Source organism: Streptomyces sp. Wb2n-11, assembly GCF_001049855.1.
Classification (GTDB): domain Bacteria; phylum Actinomycetota; class Actinomycetes; order Streptomycetales; family Streptomycetaceae; genus Streptomyces; species Streptomyces altiplanensis.
Genome location: NZ_CVPB01000001.1, coordinates 5218857 through 5241950 on the forward strand (window position 1 = coordinate 5218857; position 23094 = coordinate 5241950).

Below are 23094 nucleotides of genomic sequence, written 5' to 3' on the forward strand. Positions count from 1 at the left end.
AGGACCATCAGTGACAACGATCACCCCGTACCCCGGGAACCAAGAAGACCCCGCTCCGCGTCGGCACCCCTCGTTTCGCGAGGGGCCGGGTACGCCCGGTACGCTCACCGCCGTGCCACACGCTGATCAGTCCCAAACCACCCAGAAGGACGCCCCGGTGACGTATCCCGGAGCGCCCCGGCCGGTCCAGGTCCGCCCGACACCCCTCGGGGAGCTGGCCGAGCGGCTGGGTACCGAGGCCCGAGCCGTCGAGAGCGCCGTCGAGGTCACCGGCATCACGCACGACTCCCGTGCGGTGAGGCCCGGCGACCTGTACGCCGCCCTCCCGGGGGCGCGCCTGCACGGCGCCGACTTCGCCGCGCAGGCGGCGGGTCTCGGCGCGGCCGCGATCCTCACCGACCCGGCGGGCGCCGCGCGCGCGGCCGAGGCCGGCCTGCCGGCCCTGGTCGTCGACGACCCGCGCAGCCGGATGGGCGAGCTCGCCACCGAGATCTACGGCCACCCCGGCGACGCCCTGCTCCAGCTCGGTATCACCGGCACGTCCGGCAAGACCACCACGGCGTACCTCGTCGAGGGCGGTCTGCGGGCGGCCGGGAGGCTGACCGGCCTCATCGGCACGGTCGAGATGCGCATCGGCGACGAGCGCATCAAGTCCGAGCGGACCACCCCCGAGGCCACCGACCTCCAGGCCCTGTTCGCCGTCATGCGCGAACGTGGCGTCGAGGCGGTCGCCATGGAGGTCTCCAGCCACGCGCTGGTGCTCGGCCGGGTCGACGGCTGCGTCTTCGACGTCGCGGTCTTCAACAACCTGAGCCCCGAGCACATGGAATTCCACTCCGACATGGAGGACTACTTCCAGGCGAAGGCGCGTCTCTTCACCCAGGAGCGCAGCAGGGTGGGCGTCGTCAACTTCGACGACGAGTACGGGCGCAGGCTCATCACCGAGTCCGGCGTCCCGGTCACCTCCTTCTCCGCCGAGGGCCACCCGGACGCCGACTGGCGCGCCGAAGGCGTCGAGGTCGGCCCGTTCACCAGTACGTTCACGGCGGTCGGCCCCAAGGGCGAGCGCATCGCCGCGAAAGCCCCGCTGGCGGGTCCCTTCAACGTCGCCAACACGCTCGCCGCGATCGTCACGCTCGCCGTGGCCGGCGTGGACCCGCAGACCGCCGCCGACGGCATCGCCGCCGTCCCCGGCGTCCCGGGCCGCCTGGAGCGCGTGGACGAGGGCCAGCCCTACCTCGCCGTCGTCGACTACGCCCACAAGACGGACGCCGTCGAATCGGTCCTGCGCGCGCTGCGCAAGGTCACCGAGGGCGAACTGCACATCGTGCTCGGCTGCGGTGGCGACCGCGACAAGCAGAAGCGGCCCTCGATGGGCGCCGCCGCCGCCCGCCTCGCCGACACCGCCGTACTGACCTCCGACAACCCGCGCTCCGAGGACCCCCTCGCGATCCTCGCCGCGATGCTCGCGGGCGCGGCCGAGGTACCCGCGCACGAGCGCGGCGACGTCCTGGTCGACGCCGACCGTGCCTCGGCCATCGCCGCGGCGGTCGCCCGCGCCAAGCCCGGCGACACCGTGCTCGTCGCGGGCAAGGGCCACGAGCAGGGCCAGGACATCGCCGGAGTGGTACGCCCCTTCGACGACCGCCAGGTGCTCCGCACCGCGATCCTGAGCGCCGCACCGACCCACGACGGCGAGGTGGCCCGTTGATTGCCCTCTCCCTCGCCGAGATCGCCGGGATCGTCGGCGGGCAGTCGCACGACATACCGGACAGTGCCCTGCGGGTGACCGGCCCCGTCGTCATCGACTCCCGCGAGGTCCGGCCCGGCAGCCTCTTCGCCGCCTTCGCGGGCGAGCGCGTCGACGGCCACGACTTCGCCGCGCGCGCCGTCGACGCGGGAGCGGCAGCCGTACTGGCGACCCGCCCCGTCGGCGTACCCGCCATCGTCGTGGACGACGTCACCGAGGCGCTGGGCGCCCTGGCGCGCGCCGTCGTCGAACGGCTCGGCACGAAGGTCGTCGCGCTCACCGGCTCGGCCGGCAAGACCTCCACCAAGGACCTGATCGCCCAGCTGCTGGAGCACAAGGCCCCCACGGTCTGGACGCCCGGCTCCCTCAACAACGAGATCGGTCTGCCGCTCACCGCGCTGCGCGCCACCGAGGAGACCGAACACCTGGTCCTCGAAATGGGCGCGCGCGGCATCGGCCACATCCGGTACCTCACCGGTCTGACCCCGCCGCGCATCGGCCTCGTGCTGAACGTCGGGACCGCCCACATCGGCGAGTTCGGCGGACGCGAGCAGATCGCCGAGGCCAAGGGCGAAATGGTCGAGGCGCTGCCGCCGGCGGAGGAGGGCGGCGTGGCCGTCCTCAACGCCGACGACCAGCTCGTACGGGCCATGACGTCCCGTACGAAGGCCCGGGTGGTGCTCTTCGGCGAGGCCGCCGACGCGGACGTACGTGCCGAGAATGTCCGGCTCATGGAGAATGGCCGGCCCTCCTTCGTCCTTCGCACACCCACCGGGTGCAGTGACGTGACCATGCGGCTGTACGGTGAGCACCACGTGTCGAACGCGCTCGCCGCGGCCGCCGTCGCCCATGAGCTGGGCATGTCCGTCGACGAGATCGCCACCGCGCTCTCCGAGGCGGGCACGCTGTCCCGCTGGCGCATGGAGGTCACCGAGCGTCCTGACGGCGTGACAGTCGTCAACGACGCCTACAACGCGAACCCCGAATCCATGCGAGCCGCCCTGCGCGCGCTCGCGGCCATGGGCCAGGGGCGTCGTACGTGGGCGGTGCTCGGCCAGATGGCCGAACTGGGTGACGATTCGCTCGCCGAGCACGACGCGGTCGGACGGCTCGCCGTCCGGCTCAACGTCAGCAAGCTCGTGGCAGTCGGGGGCAGGGAAGCGTCCTGGCTGCAGCTGGGCGCTTACAACGAGGGTTCGTGGGGTGAGGAGTCGGTGCACGTGTCCGACGCGCAAGCGGCGGTCGACCTGTTGCGCAGTGAACTGCGTCCGGGAGACGTCGTGCTGGTGAAGGCTTCCAGGTCGGTCGGTCTCGAGCGGGTCGCCCAGGCGCTCCTCGACCACCGCACCGAGGGCGAGGTCACCGGCCGATGAGGCAGATCCTCTTCGCGGGAGTCATCGGGCTCTTCCTGACCCTGATCGGCACCCCGCTGCTCATCAAACTGCTGGCCCGCAAGGGATACGGGCAGTTCATCCGGGACGACGGTCCGCGCGGCCACCACGGCAAGCGCGGCACGCCCACCATGGGCGGCATCGCCTTCATCCTGGCCACGCTCATCGCGTACGCCCTGGCGAAGGTGATCACCGGCGAGAGGCCGAGCGCCTCCGGTCTGCTGGTGCTGTTCCTCATGGCGGGCATGGGCCTGGTCGGCTTCCTCGACGACTACATCAAGATCGTCAAGCAGCGCTCACTGGGTCTGCGGGCCAAGGCCAAGATGGCCGGCCAGCTGATCGTCGGCATCGCCTTCGCCGTCCTGGCCCTGCAGTTCAAGGACGTGCGCGGCAACGCCCCGGCCTCCACCAAGCTCTCCTTCGTCCAGGACTTCGGCTGGTCGATCGGCCCGGTGCTGTTCGTGGTCTGGGCGCTGTTCATGATCCTGGCGATGTCGAACGGTGTGAACCTCACCGACGGCCTCGACGGCCTCGCCACCGGTGCCTCCGTGATGGTCTTCGGCGCGTACACCTTCATCGGCCTGTGGCAGTTCCAGGAGTCCTGCGCGGACGCGCCGAGCCTGACCAACCCGGAAGCCTGCTTCGAAGTACGAGATCCACTCGACCTCGCGGTCGTCGCGGCGGCCCTCATGGGTGCCTGCTTCGGCTTCCTGTGGTGGAACACCTCGCCCGCCAAGATCTTCATGGGCGACACCGGTTCGCTCGCCCTCGGCGGCGCGCTCGCGGGTCTGGCGATCTGCTCGCGCACCGAGTTCCTGATGGCGCTCCTCGGCGGCCTGTTCGTCCTGATCACGATGTCCGTCGTGATTCAGGTCGGCTCCTTCAAGATGACCGGCAAGCGCGTCTTCAAGATGGCGCCGCTCCAGCATCACTTCGAACTCAAGGGCTGGTCCGAAGTCCTCGTGGTGGTCCGCTTCTGGATCATCCAGGGCATGTGCGTGATCATCGGCCTCGGACTCTTCTACGCGGGCTGGGCGGCCGACAAGTGACAGACACGACCTGGACCGGCAAGCGGGTGACCGTCGCGGGTCTCGGCGTCTCCGGGATCCCCGCAGCACGTGTGCTGCGGGGCCTCGGGGCCCACGTCACCGTCGTCAACGACGGCGACGACGACCGCTCCCGCGCCCAGGCCGCCGAACTCGAAGCGCTCGGCGTCACCGTCCGCCTCGGCGACGGCGCGACCCTCCCCGAGGGCACCGAGCTGATCGTCACCGCGCCCGGCTGGAAGCCCGACAAGCCGCTCTTCCTGGCCGCCGCCGAGGCGGGCGTGGAGATCTGGGGCGACGTCGAACTGGCCTGGCGCCTGCGGGGCCCGGATGCTGCTCCCTGGCTCGCGGTCACCGGCACCAACGGCAAGACCACGACCGTACGCATGCTGGCCTCCATCCTGGAGGCCGCCGGCCTGCGGACCGCCGCCGTCGGCAACATCGGTGTCTCGCTGCTCGACACCGTCCTCGGCGACGAGGAGTACGACGTCCTGGCCGTCGAACTCTCCAGCTACCAGCTGCACTGGGCGCCCTCGCTGCGCGCCCACTCCGCGGCCGTACTGAACCTCGCCCCCGACCACCTCGACTGGCACGGCTCCATGGAGGCGTACGCCGCCGACAAGGGCCGGATCTACGAGGGCAACCAGGTCGCCTGCGTCTACAACGTCCAGGACCCCGCGACCGAGGCCCTGGTCCGCGAGGCCGACGTCGAGGAGGGCTGCCGCGCGATCGGCTTCACCCTCGGCCCGCCCGCGCCCTCCCAGCTCGGTGTCGTCGACGGCATCCTGGTCGACCGCGCCTTCGTCGCGAACCGCCAGAAGAACGCCCAGGAGCTCGCGGACGTCTCCGACGTCGACCCGCCCGCCCCGCACAACATCGCCAACGCCCTCGCGGCCGCGGCCCTGGCCCGTGCCTACGGCGTCGAACCCGCCGCCGTACGCGACGGACTGCGCGCCTTCCGCCCGGACGCCCACCGCATCGAGCACGTCGCGGACGTCGCCGGTGTCGCGTACGTCGACGACTCCAAGGCCACCAACACCCACGCCGCCGAGGCCTCCCTCGCGGCGTACGACCCCATCGTGTGGATCGCGGGCGGCCTCGCCAAGGGCGCCACCTTCGACGAACTCGTCCAGAAGTCGGCGAAGCGGCTGCGCGGTGCCGTCCTCATCGGCGCCGACCGCGCGCTGATCCGTGAAGCCCTCGCGCGACACGCGCCCGAGGTGCCGGTGGTCGACCTCGACCGGACCGACACTGGGGCGATGCCGGCGGCGGTCCGCGAAGCGGCGCGGCTCGCGCGGCCCGGGGACACGGTCCTGATGGCCCCGGCCTGCGCCTCCATGGACATGTTCACCAACTACAACAAGCGTGGCGAGGCATTCGCCGATGCCGTACGCGAGTTGGCTCCGGAGCGCGACTAGCGGGCCGGTCCCCGCGCCACGGACCGGCCGGCGCAGCTCACGAGTGGAGGGGACACCGAGATGTTGGCCGACGACAGCGCCCGGCGCGGCCGCACCGCCTTGCGCGGGCACACGGGCACCGCGGCGGCGCGAACGCCGGGCAAGGCGGGGAAACGCACGGCCCGCCGTCCGGCCGCCGTACGCCGCCGCGTCACCCTCCGGTCCGGGCTGCCCCGCGGGAGCGGCCTGCGGCGCCTGTACGAGCGGGCGCGCCGCACCTGGGACCGGCCGCTCACGGCGTACTACCTCATCCTGGGCAGCGTCCTACTGATCACCGTGCTCGGCCTCGTGATGGTCTACTCCGCGTCGATAATCAAGGCGCTGGAACTGTCGCTGCCCGCCTCGTACTTCTTCCGCAAGCAGTTCCTCGCCGCGGTCATCGGCACGGGTCTCCTGCTCGTCGCGTCCCGGATGCCCGTCAAACTGCACCGCGCGCTCTCCTACCCCCTGCTGGCCCTGACCGTCTTCCTGATGGTGCTGGTCCAGATCCCCGGGATAGGAGTCTCGATCGGCGGCAACCAGAACTGGATCTCGCTCGGCGGCCCGTTCATGCTCCAGCCCAGCGAGTTCGGGAAACTGGCCCTCGTCCTGTGGGGGGCCGACCTGCTCGCCCGCAAGCAGGAGAAGCGGCTGCTGAACCAGTGGAAGCACATGCTGGTGCCGCTCGTGCCCGTCGCCTTCCTGCTGCTCGGTTTGATCATGCTCGGCGGCGACATGGGCACGGCGATCCTCCTCACCGCGATCCTCTTCGGCCTGCTCTGGCTCGCGGGAGCGCCCACCAGGCTCTTCGCCGGCGTGCTCGCCTTCGCCGCCTGCGTCGGGGCCATCCTCATCAGCAACAACGCCAACCGGATGTCGCGGCTCGCCTGCACCGGTGCGACCGACCTCGGTCCCAAGGGCGAATGCTGGCAGGCGGTGCACGGAATCTATGCTCTCGCCTCGGGCGGATGGTTCGGTTCCGGACTGGGTGCAAGTGTGGAGAAATGGGGTCAACTCCCGGAGCCGCACACCGATTTCATCTTCGCCATCACCGGTGAGGAACTGGGTCTGGCGGGGACGCTGTCGGTACTCGCCCTCTTCGCGGCTCTAGGCTATGCGGGTATCCGCGTGGCCGGACGCACGGAGGACCCCTTCGTGAGGTACGCCGCGGGAGGTGTGACCACCTGGATCACGGCCCAGGCCGTGGTCAACATCGGTGCGGTGCTCGGCCTGCTGCCGATCGCCGGTGTCCCGCTCCCGCTGTTCTCCTACGGGGGCTCTTCTCTGCTGCCGACCATGTTCGCCGTAGGGTTGCTGATCGCCTTCGCGCGAGAGGATCCCGCTGCGAAGGCCGCCCTCGCCATGCGAAGGACCGTCCTTGGCAAAGGGGCCGGGGTGAGATGGAAGACGATGAGACGGCGCGTCAAGAAGCGTCCGTCCGGAGAGCGGTGAATTTCGGTGCATGTCGTACTCGCCGGTGGGGGGACCGCCGGCCACATCGAGCCCGCGCTTGCCCTCGCGGACGCACTGCGGAGGCAGGACCCGGCCGTGGGCATCACAGCCCTCGGCACGGAGCGCGGACTTGAGACCAGGCTCGTACCCGAGCGCGGCTACGAACTCGGGCTCATCCCCGCGGTGCCACTGCCCCGCAAACCCACCCCGGAACTGATCACCGTCCCCGGGCGGCTGCGCGGCACCATCAAGGCCGCCGAGCAGATCCTGGAGCGTACGAAGGCGGACTGCGTCGTCGGGTTCGGCGGTTACGTCGCCCTGCCCGGCTACCTCGCGGCCAAACGCCTCGGCGTGCCGATCATCGTCCACGAGGCCAACGCCAGGCCGGGACTGGCCAACAAGATCGGCTCCCGCTACGCGCACGCCGTGGCCGTCTCCACCCCCGACAGCAAGCTGCGCGGCGCCCGCTACATCGGCATTCCGCTGCGCCGCACCATCGCCACCCTCGACCGGGCCCGGGTCCGCCCGGAGGCGCGCGCCGCCTTCGGCCTCGACCCCAACCTGCCGACGCTGCTGGTCTCCGGCGGCTCGCAGGGCGCCCGCCGCCTCAACGAGGTCATCCAGCAGGTCGCGCCGGTGCTCCAGCGCTCCGGCATCCAGATCCTGCACGCGGTCGGTCCCAAGAACGAACTGCCGCACGTGGACAACATGCCCGGTATGCCGCCCTACATCCCGGTACCGTACGTGGACCGGATGGACCTCGCGTACGCCGCGGCCGACATGATGCTCTGCCGCGCGGGCGCGATGACCGTCGCCGAACTCTCCGCCGTCGGGCTCCCGGCCGCCTACGTCCCGCTGCCCATCGGCAACGGTGAGCAGCGGCTCAACGCCCAGCCGGTGGTCAACGCCGGGGGCGGCCTGCTGGTCGACGACGCGCAGCTGACGCCGGAGTGGGTGCAGGACCAGGTGCTCCCGGTCCTCGCGGACCCGCACCGGCTCTTCGAGATGTCCCGCGCCGCCGCCGAGTTCGGCCGCCGGGACGCCGACGACCTGCTCGTCGGCATGGTGTACGAGGCGATCGCCGCACGCAGGGCCGGCTGAACGGCCCACCGGCGCAGGAGTCCAGGAGGCGACAGGGAGTGGCCGGACCGACGACCGCCCAGCGCGGTGCACGACAGGCGCAGGGGTCGTCGGCGGCCCGCCCGCCGCACGGCGGCCCGTCGGGCGGCCGGTTCCGGCTGCCCGGCCGGGGCGTCCTGATCCTGTCGCTGGTCCTGGCGGTGATGCTCACCGCGGGCGGGATCTGGGTGCTCTACGGCTCTTCCTGGCTGCGCGTGGAGCGGGTGGAGCCGTCGGGCACCCAGGTCCTGACGCCTGATGAGGTGCTCGCGGCTGCGGCCGTCCCGGTCGGAGCGCCACTGATTTCGGTCGACACGGACGCCATTGAGGACCGGCTGCGCCGGAAATTGCCCCGTATCGACTCGGTGGAAGTCATTCGTTCCTGGCCGCACGGGATCGGTCTGAAAGTGACCGAGAGAAAGCCGGTGCTGCTCATCGAAAAGGGCACAAAGTTCGTCGAAGTGGACGATGAGAGTGTGCGGTTCGCCACGGTCGCCAAGGCGCCCGAGGGCGTGCCGCTGCTGGAACTGGCGTCCGGCCGGTCCCCGAGCCTGCGACGCTTCGGCGCGGACCGGCTGCTGAGCGAGGCGGTCCAGGTCATGGGGGACCTGCCGGAGTCCGTCGCCCGTGACACGCTGGCCGTCCAGGCCGGCTCGTACGACTCCATCACCCTGAAGCTGGCCGGGGACCGTACTGTCGTCTGGGGCAGCGCCGAACAGGGCGCGGCGAAGGCGCGCACGCTGAAGGCCCTCATGAAAGCGGCGCCGGAGGCCGGGCGCTTCAATGTGAGTGCGCCCACGGCCCCGGCCGCGTCGGGCAGTTGACGGCCATACGCCCTGGCCAGCACCCTGGTTGGCCAGCGATATGGGTGATCACATAGGGTGAAAAGAAAAACGGGAGGTTCGGCGTGTTCGTTGAACGCGCGCCACTTGTCGACTTAGTGTCCTGTTCGGAGAGTCCAAAGAACAGACACACTGGTAACCCTAAACTTCAAGGTTAGGGTTCGGGTCGGCGTTCGGACCGTCCCAATCGGCATCAGTCGTCGCGGCGCTGCAACTCCGCGGCGGCACGTAACTCGAGGCGAGAGGCCTTCGACGTGGCAGCACCGCAGAACTACCTCGCAGTCATCAAGGTCATCGGTGTCGGCGGCGGTGGTGTCAATGCCATCAACCGAATGATCGAGGTCGGTCTCAAGGGCGTCGAGTTCATCGCGATCAACACTGACGCGCAAGCCCTGTTGATGAGCGACGCCGACGTCAAGCTCGACGTCGGACGTGAACTGACCCGCGGCCTCGGCGCCGGAGCCAACCCGGCAGTCGGCCGCAAGGCGGCAGAGGACCACCGCGAGGAGATCGAGGAGGTCCTCAAGGGGGCCGACATGGTCTTCGTCACCGCAGGCGAAGGCGGTGGCACCGGAACCGGTGGCGCACCTGTCGTCGCCAACATCGCGCGCTCGCTCGGCGCCCTCACGATCGGTGTGGTCACCCGCCCGTTCACCTTCGAGGGCCGGCGTCGCGCGAACCAGGCGGAGGACGGCATCGCCGAACTCCGCGAAGAGGTCGACACCCTCATCGTCATTCCCAACGACCGGCTGCTGTCCATCTCGGACCGCCAGGTCAGCGTGCTGGACGCGTTCAAGTCCGCCGACCAGGTACTGCTCTCCGGCGTCCAGGGCATCACCGACCTCATCACCACCCCCGGCCTGATCAACCTCGACTTCGCCGACGTCAAGTCGGTCATGTCCGAGGCCGGTTCGGCGCTCATGGGCATCGGTTCGGCGCGCGGCGACGACCGCGCGGTGGCCGCCGCGGAGATGGCGATCTCCTCGCCGCTCCTGGAGGCGTCCATCGACGGCGCCCGCGGCGTGCTGCTCTCCATCTCCGGCGGCAGTGACCTCGGTCTCTTCGAGATCAACGAGGCCGCGCAGCTGGTGAGCGAGGCCGCCCACCCCGAGGCCAACATCATCTTCGGCGCGGTCATCGACGATGCGCTGGGCGACGAGGTGCGGGTCACCGTCATCGCCGCGGGCTTCGACGGCGGACAGCCGCCGGCCCGCCGCGAGAACGTGCTCGGCGTCGGCACCGGCTCGGGCGCCAAGCGCGAGGAGTCCGCGCCGTCCCGGCCCGCCGAGCCCTCGCGGCCCGTCGGCGGCATCGGCACCGTTCCTCCGCGCGAGCGCGACGAGCCGGCTCCGGCCCAGTCCCAGGCCGAGGCCGCCCCGGCGGTCGAGCTCCCGAGCACGCCGGCCTCGCCGGCGCACGTACCGCCGGCCCGTCCCTACCAGGACAGCCAGGCGGAAGAGCTGGATGTTCCGGACTTCTTGAAGTGACAGTGCAGCCCGACGCGATACACGAGAACGGCGCGCACTTCGCCTTCACCGACAGGTGGGGCGGCGTGAGCGCCGTTCCGTACGACCAGCTCAATCTCGGCGGTGCGGTCGGCGACGACCCCGCCGCCGTGCGCGGCAACCGGGAGCTCGTCGCCACGTCGCTCGGCCTCGACCCGGACCTGGTCGTCTGGATGAACCAGGTGCACGGACGCGATGTGGCCGTGGTCGAGGGACCGTGGGGCGGCGCGAGCGCCGGGAAGGACCGGGCCGTTCCGGCGGTCGACGCGATCGTGACCGCCCGTCGCGGCCTCGCCCTCGCCGTACTCACCGCGGACTGCACGCCCGTCCTGCTGGCCGACCCCGTCGCCGGTGTCGCGGCCGCCGCTCACGCCGGACGCCCCGGCATGGTCGCGGGGGTCGTCCCGGCCGCGGTCGAGGCGATGATCGCACTGGGCGCCGATCCTTCCCGTATCACCGCGCGTACGGGGCCCGCCGTCTGCGGGCGCTGCTACGAAGTCCCGGAGGAGATGCGGGCCGGGGTGGCGCAGGCCGTGCCCGAGGCATGGTCGCAGACCAGCTGGGGAACACCGGCCGTCGACGTGAGCGCCGGAGTGCACGCCCAGCTCGAAGCGCTCGGCGTACGCGACCGGTGGCGGTCGCCGGTCTGCACGCTGGAGTCGGGCGACCACTTCTCCTACCGCCGCGACCGCACCACGGGGCGGCTCGCCGGATATGTCTGGCTGGACGGATGGGCATGACGGACCGCAAGGAACAACTCGCCGCGAACCTGGCGCAGGTGGAGGAGCGGATCGCCGCCGCCTGTGCGACCGCGGGGCGGGAGCGTGAAGAGGTGACCCTGATCGTGGTCACCAAGACGTACCCGGCCGGCGATGTGCGCCTGCTCGCCGAACTCGGCGTGCGCCATGTCGCGGAGAACAAGGACCAGGACGCGGCGCCCAAGGCGGCCGCGTGCGCAGATCTGTCGCTCAACTGGCACTTTGTTGGGCAACTTCAGACAAACAAGGCCCGTTCTGTGGCCAGTTATGCCGATGTGGTGCAGTCCGTCGACCGGGCGAAGCTCGTCACGGCGCTCTCGGCCGGAGCGGTACGGGCCGGGCGCGAGCTGGACTGCCTCCTTCAGGTCGCCCTCGACGCGGAGTCGGGCGAGCGGGGGGAGCGCGGTGGTGTCGCGCCCGACGGCATCGAGGAGTTGGCCGCGAAGGTGGCCGGCGCACCGGGTCTCAGGCTCAAGGGGCTGATGACCGTCGCGCCGCTCGCGGGACCGTACGCGGGGCGCCAACGGGCGGCGTTCGAGCGGCTGATGGAATTCTCATCCAGCCTGCGCGTGGCTCACCCTGCTGCGAACATGGTCTCGGCAGGGATGAGTGCGGACCTTGAGCACGCGGTGGCCGCCGGAGCGACACATGTACGCGTCGGTACTGCGGTGCTCGGAGTCCGACCCGGGCTCGGGTAACGTCGCGAAGCAGGTCGGACCACAGCAGAAAATATGGTCATTCCCACTGTGAGGTGGGCAGACCGAGTGGATCGCGGGCACTTGGTAACGATGCCGATCCACCACAGAGCGGAGGACTCAGAGAATGGCCGGCGCGATGCGCAAGATGGCGGTCTACCTCGGCCTCGTGGAGGACGATGGGTATGACGGCCGGGGTTTCGATCCCGATGACGATTTCGAGCCCGAGCCGGAGCCGGAGCGGGAGCACCGTCGGCACCAGCCCCCGCATCAGGAGCGGCACGAAGAGCCCGTGCGTGCGGTGCAGCCGCCCGCCCAGCGTGAGCCGGTGCCCCACGTCACCCCGCTTCCCGCAGAAGTCGGGCGACCGGCACGTATCGCCCCCGTGGCATCCATCACACCTGAACGTCCGAACCTGGAGAAGAACGCACCGGTGATCATGCCCAAGGTCGTGTCCGAGCGGGAGCCCTACCGCATCACCACGCTGCACCCGCGGACCTACAACGAGGCCCGTACCATCGGGGAACACTTCCGCGAGGGCACTCCGGTGATCATGAACCTGACCGAGATGGACGACACGGACGCGAAGCGACTTGTCGACTTTGCGGCGGGACTCGTCTTCGGCCTGCATGGCAGCATTGAACGAGTGACGCAGAAGGTGTTCCTGTTGTCGCCTGCTAACGTCGATGTCACGGCGGAGGACAAAGCCCGTATCGCAGAGGGCGGTTTCTTCAACCAGAGCTGAGACAAGGCACCGGGAACAACCCCGGCCGGCAGGCCGGATCCACGAGAGCACGGGGAGAGGGAAGCGCGAGATGGGTATCGCACTGGACGTGATCTACATCGCGCTGATGTGTTTCCTCATCGTGCTGATCTTCCGGTTGGTCATGGACTACGTCTTCCAGTTCGCACGCTCATGGGAACCCGGCAAGGCGATGGTGGTCGTCCTGGAGGCCACCTACACTGTCACCGATCCACCGCTCAAGCTTTTGCGGCGGTTCATTCCGCCGCTGCGTCTCGGGGGCGTGGCACTCGACCTGTCCTTCTTCGTTCTGATGATCATCGTCTACATCCTGATCAGCCTCGTGAACAACTTTGCGAGCCGGATGTGAGCGATACGGTCCTGCCGACTGCCGACGACTACGTAGAGGTGAAGAAGAGATGCCGTTGACCCCCGAGGACGTGCGGAACAAGCAGTTCACGACCGTCCGTCTCCGAGAAGGCTATGACGAGGACGAGGTCGATGCCTTCCTCGACGAGGTCGAAGCTGAACTGACACGCCTGCTCCGCGAGAACGAGGACCTGCGCGCGAAGCTGGCCGCCGCGACGCGTGCCGCCGCGCAGAACCAGCAGCAGCAGGGTATGCGCAAGCCGCCGGAGCAGCAGGATCGCCCCGGCGCGCCCGTGCCCGCCGCCATATCTGGTCCGCCGGTCCAGCAGCAGCCGCCGCAGATGGGCCCGCCCCAGCTGCCGGGTGGTGCTCCGCAGCTGCCCGCGGGCCCCAGTGGTCACGGACAGCAGGGCCAGCACGGACAGGGCCAGCTCGGCCCGGGCCAGCAGCACGGCCAGGGCCAGCACGGTCCCGGCCCGATGGGCCAGGGCCAGCACGGTCCCGGCCCGATGGGCCAGGGTCAGATGGGCCAGGGTCAGATGGGCCAGGGTCAGATGGGGCAGGGTCCCATGGGCCAGGGTCAGATGGGCCAGGGCCAGATGGGCCAGGGCCAGATGGGCCAGAACCCGATGGGCGGCCCGATGGGCGGCCCCATGGGCGGCCACGGCCCGCAGCTCCCGCAGCCCGGTCAGGGCCCCGGCGGTGACAGCGCCGCACGTGTGCTCTCGCTGGCGCAGCAGACTGCCGACCAGGCGATCGCGGAGGCCCGTTCCGAGGCCAACAAGATCGTCGGCGAGGCGCGCAGCCGTGCCGAGGGTCTGGAGCGGGACGCCCGTGCGAAGGCCGACGCGCTGGAGCGGGACGCGCAGGAGAAGCACCGCGTGGCGATGGGCTCGCTGGAGTCCGCCCGCGCCACGCTGGAGCGCAAGGTCGAGGACCTGCGTGGCTTCGAGCGCGAGTACCGCACCAGGCTGAAGTCCTACCTGGAGAGCCAGCTGCGTCAGCTGGAGACCCAGGCCGACGACTCGCTGGCCCCGCCGCGGACCCCGGCGACCGCTTCGCTGCCGCCGGCTCCGCAGATGAGCGGTTCGATGGCATCGGCCGGTTCGGGTGGCATGGGACACGGCATGGGAGGCAACCCGTCGATGGGCGGCCACGGTGGCCCGTCCTCCAACGGTCCGTCGTACGGAGGCCAGCAGCAGATGTCGCCGGCGATGACCCAGCCGATGGCGCCTGTGCGGCCGCAGGCGCCGCAGCCGATGCAGCAGGCTCCGTCACCGATGCGCGGATTCCTCATCGACGAGGACGACAACTGACGGCCGTGCGCGCGCTGAGCGCGTAGCCGTCGGCAGGCTGAGGGCCGGGCCCCGGGGATTTCTCCCCGGGGCCCGGCCCTTTTTTGCGTACGCGCGGTGCGGATGCGGGTACGGGCCCGGCGCCTGCGGCGGACTTGTTCCCGACCCCTCCCGTAACCGGGACTCCGCGCCGGACCCCGGCCCTCGGGCACCGGGCGGGCTGGATCTTCCAATCCGCCCGGGGACTGGGGAAACACGAAGGCCCGGCCGACGAGAGTCGGCCGGGCCCGGGTGCCGGGCGGCGTTACGCCTCGGTCTTGCGGAGGCGGAAGGTCAGGGACAGCCCCTCGTCGGTGAACGGGGCGCCGTACGTCTCATCCGCTTCCGTCGCGGCGAAGTCCAGCGCCAGGACCTCGTCCGCGATGAGCGCGGCGTGCTCGGTGAGCGCCTCCTCCGTCTCCGGGGAGGCGGCGGTCCAGCGCACGGCGATACGGTCCGCGACGTCCAGGCCGCTGTTCTTGCGGGCCTCCTGGATCAGGCGGATCGCGTCACGGGCCAGGCCCGCGCGGCGCAGTTCGGGGGTGATCTCCAGGTCCAGGGCGACCGTGGCGCCCGAGTCGGAGGCCACCGACCAGCCCTCGCGCGGGGTCTCGGTGATGATCACCTCGTCGGGGGAGAGGGACACCTCTTCGCCGTCCACCGCGACCGTTGCCGTGCCCTCGCGCAGGGCCAGGGACAGAGCTGCCGCGTCCGCCTCCGCCACGGCCTTGGCCACCGCCTGCACGCCCTTGCCGAAGCGCTTGCCGAGGGCGCGGAAGTTCGCCTTGGCGGTCGTGTCGACGAGCGAGCCGCCCACCTCGGAGAGCGAGGCGAGGGAGGAGACGTTCAGTTCCTCGGTGATCTGGGCCTGGAGCTCGGGGGTGAGGGAGTCGAAGCCGGAGGCCGCGACGAGGGCGCGGGACAGGGGCTGCCGGGTCTTGACCCCCGACTCGGCGCGCGTCGCGCGCCCCAGCTCGACCAGGCGGCGCACCAGCGTCATCTGCTGGGACAGCGTCGGGTCGATCGAGGCCAGGTCGGGCTCGGGCCAGGTGGAGAGGTGCACCGACTCCGGGGCGTCCCGGGTGACCGGGACGATCATGTCCTGCCAGACCCGCTCGGTGATGAAGGGGGTCAGGGGGGCCATGAGGCGGGTGACCGTCTCGATCACGTCGTGCAGGGTGCGCAGCGCCGCCTTGTCGCCCTGCCAGAAGCGGCGGCGCGAGCGGCGTACGTACCAGTTCGAGAGGTCGTCGACGAAGGCGGACAGGAGCTTGCCGGCCCGCTGGGTGTCGTACGACTCCAGGGCCTGCGTGACCTGGTCGGTCAGCGCGTGGAGCTCGGACAGGAGCCAGCGGTCCAGCACCGGGCGGTCCACGGGGGCCGGGTCGGCCGCGGACGGGGCCCAGTTCGACGTACGGGCGTACAGGGCCTGGAAGGCGACCGTGTTCCAGTACGTGAGGAGGGTCTTGCGGACGACCTCCTGGATCGTGCTGTGGCCGACCCGGCGGGCCGCCCAGGGGGAGCCGCCGGCCGCCATGAACCAGCGGACCGCGTCGGCGCCGTGCTGGTCCATGAGCGGGATGGGCTGGAGGATGTTGCCCAGGTGCTTGGACATCTTCCGGCCGTCCTCGGCGAGGATGTGGCCCAGGCAGACCACGTTCTCGTACGACGATTTGTCGAAGACCAGCGTGCCGACGGCCATCAGCGTGTAGAACCAGCCGCGGGTCTGGTCGATGGCCTCCGAGATGAACTGCGCCGGGTAGCGCTTCTCGAAGAGCTCCTTGTTCTGGTACGGGTAGCCCCACTGCGCGAACGGCATCGAGCCCGAGTCGTACCAGGCGTCGATGACCTCGGGGACGCGCGTCGCGGTTCGGTCGCAGGCCGGGCAGGGGAAGGTCACCGCGTCGATGTACGGGCGGTGCGGGTCCAGGGACGACTGGTCGGTGCCGGTGAGCTCGGAGAGCTCGGCGAGCGAGCCGACGCACGTGAGGTGGTCGTCCTCGCAGCGCCAGATGGGCAGCGGGGTGCCCCAGTAGCGGTTGCGGGACAGGGCCCAGTCGATGTTGTTGTTCAGCCAGTCGCCGAAGCGGCCCTGCTTCACCGACTCGGGGAACCAGTTGGTCTGCTCGTTCTCGCGCAGCAGCGCGTCCTTGACCGCGGTGGTCCTGATGTACCAGGACGGCTGCGCGTAGTAGAGGAGCGCGGTGTGGCAGCGCCAGCAGTGCGGGTAGCTGTGCTCGTAGGGGGTGTGGCGGAAGAGCAGGCCGCGGCGGTCCAGGTCCTCGGTGAGGGCCTCGTCGGCCTTCTTGAAGAACTGACCGCCGACCAGGCCGAGTTCCGGCTCGAAGGTGCCGTCGGGCAGGACCGGGTTCACGACCGGGAGACCGTACCCGCGGCAGGTCTTGAGGTCGTCCTCACCGAAGGCGGGGGCCTGGTGGACCAGACCCGTGCCGTCCTCGGTGGTGACGTAGTCGGCGTTGACGACGTAGTGCGCTGCGGAAGGGAACTCGACCAGCGCGAAGGGGCGCTCGTACGTCCAGCGCTCCATCTCGGCGCCGGTGAAGCTCTGGCCGGTCGCCTCCCAGCCCTCGCCGAGGGACTTCTCCAGGAGGGGCTGGGCCACGACCAGCTTCTCCTCGCCGTTCGTCGCCACGACGTAGGTGACGTCGGGGTGCGCGGCGACCGCCGTGTTGGAGACGAGGGTCCAGGGGGTCGTCGTCCAGACCACCAGTGACGCCTCGCCCGCGAGCGGGCCCGAGGTCAGCGGGAAGCGGACGAAGACCGAGGGGTCGACGACCGTTTCGTACCCCTGCGCCAGCTCGTGGTCGGACAGGCCGGTGCCGCAGCGGGGGCACCAGGGGGCGACGCGGTGGTCCTGGACCAGCAGGCCCTTGTTGAAGATCTCCTTCAGCGACCACCAGACGGACTGGACGTACGCCGGGTCCATGGTCCGGTACGCGTCGTCGAGGTCGACCCAGTAGCCCATGCGGTTCGTGAGCTCGGTGAAGGCGTCGGTGTGGCGGGTCACCGATTCGCGGCACTTCGCGTTGAACTCCGCGATGCCGTACGCCTCGATGTCCTTCTTGCCGTTGAAGCCCAGTTCCTTCTCGACGGCGAGCTCGACCGGCAGGCCGTGGCAGTCCCAGCCGGCCTTGCGGGCGACGTGGTAACCGCGCATGGTGCGGAAGCGCGGGAAGACGTCCTTGAAGACGCGGGCCTCGATGTGGTGCGCGCCCGGCATGCCGTTGGCGGTGGGCGGGCCCTCGTAGAACACCCACTCGGGGCGCCCCTCGGACTGTTCGAGACTCTTCGAGAAGACCTTGTTCTCGCGCCAGAAATCGAGCACGGCGTGCTCGAGCGCGGGCAGGTCGACCTGGGCGGGCACCTGGCGGTACAGCGACATCGATTCCTCCGGCGGACTGTGACTTCCGTCGGAGGGACGAGAGCGCTGGGCTCCCGCGGTACCACCCTCCTTGGCCACGGGCGGCGCCCGTGACCCCCTCATTGGGGCAGCGATGCCGGTTCTACCGGCCCTGCGCCCGTGGGCGGGCCCACTGCTCAGAGCTTTCTTCCGGCGGCTCAGGGGTGATGCTTCACGTCGCGCTCGCCGCCGGGCTCACACCGTCCCCGGATCGCTCTTCGCTGCGTACGACGCTACTCGTCCCCGTCGTGGCCTTTCGCTGCGCCCAGTGTACGGGCCACGCGGCCGGGCGGCCTCCCCGTTTCGCGCGGCGGCGCAGTGCGCGCCGCTCACCCGGATGGCCAGACGCGGTTCCGCGGGCTCCGTGCGCGTCCCCGGGGCGGATTACCGGGCGGAGAGCTGGGCACAACCGATGCAGGCTCGCCGTGCCCGACGCGCGGCCGGCCGAACCGGCGGCGCGCCCCGTTGCCGCGGGGCTGGAGTCGACTTATCGTCCCAGAACGATTCGCGTGCAAAATCACAATATGTGAAGGGGCCGCGGCCATGGTGGCTAAGAAGACCGCCGCACAGAGCGCAGACGGGGCCGGCACGGCGGGGAAGGACCCCGTCGTGGAGAAGACCGCTGTCAAAAAGGCTGCCGCCAACAAGACCGACGCCAAGAAGACCGACGCCAAGAAGACCGACGCCAAGAGGACCGACGCCAAGAAGACCGCCGCGAAGAAGGCGGCACCGGCCAAGAAGGCACCTGCCGAGAAGGCGGCTGCGAAGAGGGCCGCTCCTGCGGCCAAGGGGGCGGCTCAGGCCGCGGAAGAGACAGGAGCCAAGACGGTGGTTGCGAAAAAGGCTACGAGCAGGGCCACGGCCGCCAAGAAGACGGTCGCGGCCACGGCGACGACGCTTCCCAAGTCCCGCACGGCGGCCCCCGACGAGCTCGCGGTCAGGCCGGGGGAGGACCCGTGGACCCCGGACGAGGTCGCCGGGGCGCGGGCCCAGCTGGAGAAGGAGGTCTCCGACCTCAGGGCGGAGATCACCGCCTCGGAGGAGGCGGTGTCCGGACTGATGCGGGACTCCGGGGACGGCGCCGGCGACGACCAGGCCGACACCGGCACCAAGAACATCTCCCGGGAGTACGAGCTGGCACTGGCGGCCAGCGCCCGCGAGCGCCTGGAGCAGACCGAGCGGGCCCTGGAGCGGCTGGACGCCGGGACGTACGGGCTCTGCGAGGTCTGCGGCAAACCGATCGGCAAGGCGCGCATGCAGGCGTTCCCGCGCGCCACGCTGTGCGTGGAGGACAAGCAGAAGCAGGAGCGCCGCTACTGAGCCGGAGCCGGAGCCGGAACCCGGGCTCACCGGCGAGTCCGTCCCCGAGGCCGTCCGTACGTGTGTGCCGTACCCTCGTGCTCAGTCAGGCACCTAGGTTGAAGGACTCACGTGGCAGAGGCGGAGCGCATCATCGGTATGCCGGATACCCCTGAGACCGGGGGAGCCGAGCCGGAGCGGCCCTCCGGCGAGGCGGCACCGGCCGAGCAGCCCGTGAGCAGGGGCAAGCGGAAGATCGCCGTGCTGTTCACGGTGGCACTCGTGGCCTACCTGCTCGATCTGATCAGCAAGATGATCGTGGTGGCCAAGCTGGAGCACCACGAGCCGATCGAGGTCATCGGCGACCTGCTGAGGTTCGAGGCGATCAGGAACGCGGGCGCCGCCTTCGGCATCGGCGAGGCCTTCACCGTCATCTTCACGATCATCGCGGCCTCCGTGATCGTGGTGATCGCCCGGCTCGCGCGCAAGCTCTACAGCCTGCCCTGGGCCATCGCGCTGGGCCTGCTGCTCGGTGGTGCGCTCGGCAATCTCACCGACCGGATCTTCCGCTCGCCCGGCGTCTTCAAGGGAGCCGTGGTCGACTTCATCGCCCCGGCGAACTTCGCGGTCTTCAACCTCGCGGACTCCGCGATCGTGTGCGGCGGCATCCTGATTGTGATCCTGTCGTTCCGGGGGCTGGACCCCGACGGGACCGTTCACAAGGACTGACAAGGCATACTCGACGGGTGAGTACCATTCCCGAGTTCCGCACCCTGCCCGTTCCCGATGGCCTCGAGGGCGAGCGCGTCGACGCCGCCATCTCCCGGATGTTCGGGTTCTCCCGTACGAAGGCGGCCGAGCTTGCCGCCGCCGGGAAGGTTCAGGTCGACGGGTCGGTGGTCGGGAAGTCCGAGCGGGTCCGCGGCGGGGCCTGGCTCGAGGTGGAGATGCCGCAGGCCGCAGCCCCCGTGCAGATCGTCGCCGAGCCCGTCGAGGGCATGGAGATCGTGCACGACGACGACGACATCGTCGTGATCGCCAAGCCGGTCGGCGTCGCCGCCCATCCCAGCCCCGGCTGGACCGGCACCACCGTGATCGGCGGCCTCGCCGCCGCCGGGTACCGGATCTCGACGTCGGGCGCGGCCGAGCGGCAGGGCATCGTGCACCGCCTCGACGTGGGCACCTCGGGCCTCATGGTCGTGGCCAAGTCGGAGCGGGCGTACACGCTGCTCAAAGCGCAGTTCCGGGACCGGGTCGTCGAGAAGAAGTACCACGCGCTGGTCCAGGGCCACCCGGACCCGATGAGCGGCACCATCGACGCCCCGATCGGGCGCCACCCGAACCACGACTACAAGTGGGCCGTGACGGCCGAGGGCAAGCCCTCGGTCACGCACTACGACCTGATCGAGGCCTTCAGGGCCGCGTCGCTCCTCGACATCAAGCTGGAGACGGGCCGCACCCACCAGATCCGCGTGCACATGTCCGCCCACCGCCACCCGTGCGTGGGCGACCTGACCTACGGCGCCGACCCGACCATGGGCAAGCGGCTCGGCCTGACGCGGCAGTGGCTGCACGCGGTGCGGCTCGGCTTCGAGCACCCGTCGGACGGGCAGTGGGTCGAGTTCCGGAGCGAGTACCCCGCCGACCTGCAGAAGGCGCTGGACGTGATCCGGGCCGAGAGCGAGTGAGCGGGCAGCCGGTGAGCGTGCCTGCGTACGAGGTCCGGATCGCGGAGGGGCCTGCCGACATGGAGGCCTGTTTCGCCGTGCGCAAGCAGGTCTTCGTCGTCGAGCAGGAGGTGCCCGCCGACATCGAGTACGACGCGTACGACGCAGACGCGGTGCACGTCCTGGCGGTGACCGGTGACGGGCTGCCGCTGGGCACCGGGCGGCTGCTGTACGGCGCCGCCGCGGCCGGCAGGACCGGCGGGGACGCGACGGTCGGCTCCCTCGGCCGACTGGCCGTCAGCAGGGAGGCGCGCGGGTTCGGCGTCGGGGCGGCGCTGGTGCGGGCGATCGAGCGCGTGGCCGGGGAGCGCGGTCTGAGCGCGGTGGACCTGCACGCGCAGACGCACGCGCTCGGCTTCTACGAGCGGCTCGGGTACGTCGCGTACGGACCCGAGTTCCCGGACGCGGGGATCGCGCACCGGGCGATGAGGCGCGCGCTGTAGACCGCGCGCCGCAGACCCGGGCCGTGGCCCCGGACGGCATGCGCGTCGCGTGGCGCCCGATGGATCCGGCGGGCACGGCATGGGGAGCAGCCCGGCCGGGACGCGTCGCATGGCACGCTTGAAGCCTTGATCGCCGAGGTTTCGAGCCGCCGGATGGTGCACCGTGGATCAATTGGCCCTGTTGTTCGTGCTGTTGCTGGGGGCCGTCGTCACGGTGCCGCTGGGGGAGCGTCTGGGGCTGCCGGCGCCGGTACTGATGACCCTCGCCGGGATCGTCCTGGCGCTGCTGCCGGTCGTACCGAACGTCGAGGTCCCGCCCGAGTACATCCTGCCGCTGGTCCTGCCGCCCCTGCTGTACGCCGCCGTGCAGCGCACCTCCTGGCGGCAGTTCGCCGCGAACATCCGGCCCATCCTGCTGCTGGCGGTGGCGCTCGTCTTCGTCACGACCGCCGCGGTGGCCGCGGTCGCCCACGCCGTCGTCCCGGGGCTGCCGATCGCCGCGGCCATCGCGCTCGGCGCGCTCGTCGCCCCGCCCGACCCGGTCGCGGCGACCGCCGTCGCCGGGTCGCTCGGACTGCCGCGCCGGCTCGTGTCGATCCTGGAGGGCGAGGGGCTGTTCAACGACGTGACGGCCATCGTGCTCTACCACGTGGCGGTCGCGGCGGCGGTGAGCGGGACGTTCTCCTGGCCGACGGCGGTCGGGGAGCTCTTCCTGTCCGCGCTCGTCGCCGTCGTCGTCGGATTCGGGCTGGGCTGGGTCACCGACAGGCTGATGGACTTCCTCGGCGACACGACCCTCCAGATCAGCCTCACGCTGCTGGCGCCCTTCGTCGCCTACGTGCTGGCGGAGGAGTTCAAGGGCTCCGGCGTGCTCGCCGTGCTCGTCATCGCGCTGTACCTCGCGGAGCACGCCGTCGACGCCGACGACGTACTCGGCCGCCTCGCCGGACAGACCTTCTGGGAGATCGTCGACACCCTGGTCACGGGTGTCGCCTTCGGGCTGATCGGCCTTGAACTGCACAACGTCTTCGGCACGGCCGACGGCCGCATGGGCGAGATGCTCGGCTGGGGCGCCGCGGTCGTCGGCGTCGTCGTCGGCGTACGCCTGGTGTGGCTGCTCCCCGCGACCTGGCTGGCCAAGCGGCTGCACACGCTGCGGGACTACGACGAGGACATCCCGGTCAGCTGGCGCGAGACCGTCGTCATGTGGTGGTCGGGAATGCGGGGGGTGGCGTCGGTCGCGCTGGCGCTGGCCATTCCGATCACGACGGACGACGGCTCGCCGTTCCCGGCCCGGGACGAGATCGTGTTCGTCGCGTTCTCCGTCATCATGGCCACCCTCCTCGTCCAGGGGCTCACCCTGCCGTGGCTGGTGCGCAGGCTCGGCGTACGCGCGGACACGGGAGCGGAGCGCGAGCTCGAACACGACCTGGCGGTACGGGCGGCGAAGGCGGCCAGGCACAGGCTCCGGGAGATCCAGGAGGTCGAGGACCTGCCGGACGACGTCCTGGACCGGCTGCAGCGGGGCGCGTTCGACATCGCGGCCAGGATCAGCCCCGAGATCGTGGACGACGAGCGGCGCGAGGCGTCCGCGCAGCGCGTCGAGCGGATCAAGTCGGTGCACCGGATCCAGCGGGAGATGATGTCGGCCGCCCGCCACGAGGTGCTCTCCGCGCGCAACGAGCCCGGGGCGGATCCGGAGGTCGTCGACCGGGTGCTGCACCACTTGGACGTGCGCGGCCTCAAGTAGGGCAGGGGGCCGCGC

The 23094-nt window shown here is 70.7% G+C and carries 19 protein-coding genes; 18 read left to right on the forward strand and 1 reads right to left on the reverse strand.

Annotated features, from left to right (window positions below):
* Positions 1-10 precede the first annotated feature (10 nt).
* The 13 genes from BN1555_RS23755 (at position 11) to BN1555_RS23820 (ending at position 14421) form a co-directional block, all read left to right on the forward strand.
* Positions 11-1711: a UDP-N-acetylmuramoyl-L-alanyl-D-glutamate--2,6-diaminopimelate ligase gene (locus BN1555_RS23755; protein ID WP_093801271.1), complete on the forward strand. Its 1701-nt coding sequence runs from the start codon at positions 11-13 to the stop codon at positions 1709-1711.
* Entirely contained in the window at positions 1708-3123 is a 1416-nt protein-coding gene (gene murF / locus BN1555_RS23760; RefSeq protein ID WP_093801272.1) for a UDP-N-acetylmuramoyl-tripeptide--D-alanyl-D-alanine ligase, read from the forward strand. The genes BN1555_RS23755 and murF overlap by 4 nt, the downstream gene beginning before the upstream one ends.
* On the forward strand, positions 3120-4190 hold the full coding sequence (mraY, locus tag BN1555_RS23765) for a phospho-N-acetylmuramoyl-pentapeptide-transferase (RefSeq protein ID WP_093801273.1): 1071 nt from the start codon (positions 3120-3122) through the stop codon (positions 4188-4190). The genes murF and mraY overlap by 4 nt, the downstream gene beginning before the upstream one ends.
* A complete protein-coding gene (gene murD / locus BN1555_RS23770) occupies positions 4187-5605 on the forward strand; it encodes a UDP-N-acetylmuramoyl-L-alanine--D-glutamate ligase (RefSeq protein WP_093801274.1) in 1419 nt (472 codons plus the stop codon). The genes mraY and murD overlap by 4 nt, the downstream gene beginning before the upstream one ends.
* Before the next feature lie 60 nt (positions 5606-5665).
* Positions 5666-7075 (forward strand): putative lipid II flippase FtsW, encoded by a 1410-nt coding sequence (gene ftsW, locus BN1555_RS23775; RefSeq protein WP_093801275.1) that lies wholly within the window; start codon positions 5666-5668, stop codon positions 7073-7075.
* A 6-nt stretch (positions 7076-7081) separates the two neighbouring features.
* Complete coding sequence (gene murG / locus BN1555_RS23780) at positions 7082-8176, forward strand: undecaprenyldiphospho-muramoylpentapeptide beta-N-acetylglucosaminyltransferase (protein WP_093801276.1); 1095 nt, start codon at positions 7082-7084, stop codon at positions 8174-8176.
* A 38-nt stretch (positions 8177-8214) separates the two neighbouring features.
* The gene (locus BN1555_RS23785; protein WP_093801277.1) at positions 8215-9018 is read left to right on the forward strand and encodes a cell division protein FtsQ/DivIB; all 804 of its coding nucleotides are present in this window, start codon (positions 8215-8217) and stop codon (positions 9016-9018) included.
* 272 nt (positions 9019-9290) lie between these two features.
* On the forward strand, positions 9291-10523 hold the full coding sequence (gene ftsZ / locus BN1555_RS23795) for a cell division protein FtsZ (RefSeq protein ID WP_093801278.1): 1233 nt from the start codon (positions 9291-9293) through the stop codon (positions 10521-10523).
* Positions 10520-11281, forward strand: a complete 762-nt coding sequence (pgeF, locus tag BN1555_RS23800) for a peptidoglycan editing factor PgeF (protein ID WP_176710114.1) — start codon at positions 10520-10522, stop codon at positions 11279-11281. Before ftsZ ends, pgeF begins: the two co-directional genes overlap by 4 nt.
* Complete coding sequence (locus BN1555_RS23805) at positions 11278-11997, forward strand: YggS family pyridoxal phosphate-dependent enzyme (protein WP_093803596.1); 720 nt, start codon at positions 11278-11280, stop codon at positions 11995-11997. Before pgeF ends, BN1555_RS23805 begins: the two co-directional genes overlap by 4 nt.
* A 124-nt stretch (positions 11998-12121) precedes the next feature.
* The gene (locus BN1555_RS23810) at positions 12122-12739 is read left to right on the forward strand and encodes a cell division protein SepF (RefSeq protein WP_093801280.1); all 618 of its coding nucleotides are present in this window, start codon (positions 12122-12124) and stop codon (positions 12737-12739) included.
* A 70-nt stretch (positions 12740-12809) separates the two neighbouring features.
* Positions 12810-13106, forward strand: coding sequence for a YggT family protein (locus tag BN1555_RS23815; RefSeq protein WP_093801281.1), 297 nt, complete (start codon positions 12810-12812; stop codon positions 13104-13106).
* A 49-nt stretch (positions 13107-13155) separates the two neighbouring features.
* Positions 13156-14421: a DivIVA domain-containing protein gene (locus BN1555_RS23820; RefSeq protein WP_093801282.1), complete on the forward strand. Its 1266-nt coding sequence runs from the start codon at positions 13156-13158 to the stop codon at positions 14419-14421.
* Between the two features lie 283 nt (positions 14422-14704).
* Here BN1555_RS23820 and ileS read toward each other — a convergent pair whose 3' ends face one another.
* Positions 14705-17842: an isoleucine--tRNA ligase gene (gene ileS / locus BN1555_RS23825; RefSeq protein ID WP_093801283.1), complete on the reverse strand. Its 3138-nt coding sequence runs from the start codon at positions 17840-17842 to the stop codon at positions 14705-14707.
* 561 nt (positions 17843-18403) lie between these two features.
* Between ileS and BN1555_RS23830 the strand changes: the two genes are divergently transcribed.
* The 5 genes from BN1555_RS23830 (at position 18404) to BN1555_RS23850 (ending at position 23079) form a co-directional block, all read left to right on the forward strand.
* The gene (locus BN1555_RS23830) at positions 18404-19180 is read left to right on the forward strand and encodes a TraR/DksA family transcriptional regulator (RefSeq protein ID WP_093801284.1); all 777 of its coding nucleotides are present in this window, start codon (positions 18404-18406) and stop codon (positions 19178-19180) included.
* Between the two features lie 111 nt (positions 19181-19291).
* Positions 19292-19888, forward strand: a complete 597-nt coding sequence (lspA, locus tag BN1555_RS23835; RefSeq protein ID WP_093801285.1) for a signal peptidase II — start codon at positions 19292-19294, stop codon at positions 19886-19888.
* A 17-nt stretch (positions 19889-19905) separates the two neighbouring features.
* On the forward strand, positions 19906-20847 hold the full coding sequence (locus BN1555_RS23840) for an RluA family pseudouridine synthase (RefSeq protein WP_093801286.1): 942 nt from the start codon (positions 19906-19908) through the stop codon (positions 20845-20847).
* Between the two features lie 11 nt (positions 20848-20858).
* Positions 20859-21329: a GNAT family N-acetyltransferase gene (locus BN1555_RS23845; protein WP_255306138.1), complete on the forward strand. Its 471-nt coding sequence runs from the start codon at positions 20859-20861 to the stop codon at positions 21327-21329.
* A gap of 163 nt (positions 21330-21492) precedes the next feature.
* The gene (locus BN1555_RS23850; RefSeq protein ID WP_093801287.1) at positions 21493-23079 is read left to right on the forward strand and encodes a Na+/H+ antiporter; all 1587 of its coding nucleotides are present in this window, start codon (positions 21493-21495) and stop codon (positions 23077-23079) included.
* Positions 23080-23094 lie beyond the last annotated feature (15 nt).

Bases quoted from the DNA above. Each gene is read 5' to 3' on its own strand.
- BN1555_RS23820 (WP_093801282.1), top strand. From the start codon at position 13,156: ATGCCGTTGACCCCCGAGGACGTGCGGAACAAGCAGTTCACGACCGTC.
- mraY (WP_093801273.1), top strand. From the start codon at position 3,120: ATGAGGCAGATCCTCTTCGCGGGAGTCATCGGGCTCTTCCTGACCCTG.
- BN1555_RS23815 (WP_093801281.1), top strand. From the start codon at position 12,810: ATGGGTATCGCACTGGACGTGATCTACATCGCGCTGATGTGTTTCCTC.
- BN1555_RS23805 (WP_093803596.1), top strand. From the start codon at position 11,278: ATGACGGACCGCAAGGAACAACTCGCCGCGAACCTGGCGCAGGTGGAG.
- BN1555_RS23810 (WP_093801280.1), top strand. From the start codon at position 12,122: ATGGCCGGCGCGATGCGCAAGATGGCGGTCTACCTCGGCCTCGTGGAG.
- ileS (WP_093801283.1), bottom strand. From the start codon at position 17,842: ATGTCGCTGTACCGCCAGGTGCCCGCCCAGGTCGACCTGCCCGCGCTC.
- ftsW (WP_093801275.1), top strand. From the start codon at position 5,666: ATGTTGGCCGACGACAGCGCCCGGCGCGGCCGCACCGCCTTGCGCGGG.
- BN1555_RS23830 (WP_093801284.1), top strand. From the start codon at position 18,404: ATGGTGGCTAAGAAGACCGCCGCACAGAGCGCAGACGGGGCCGGCACG.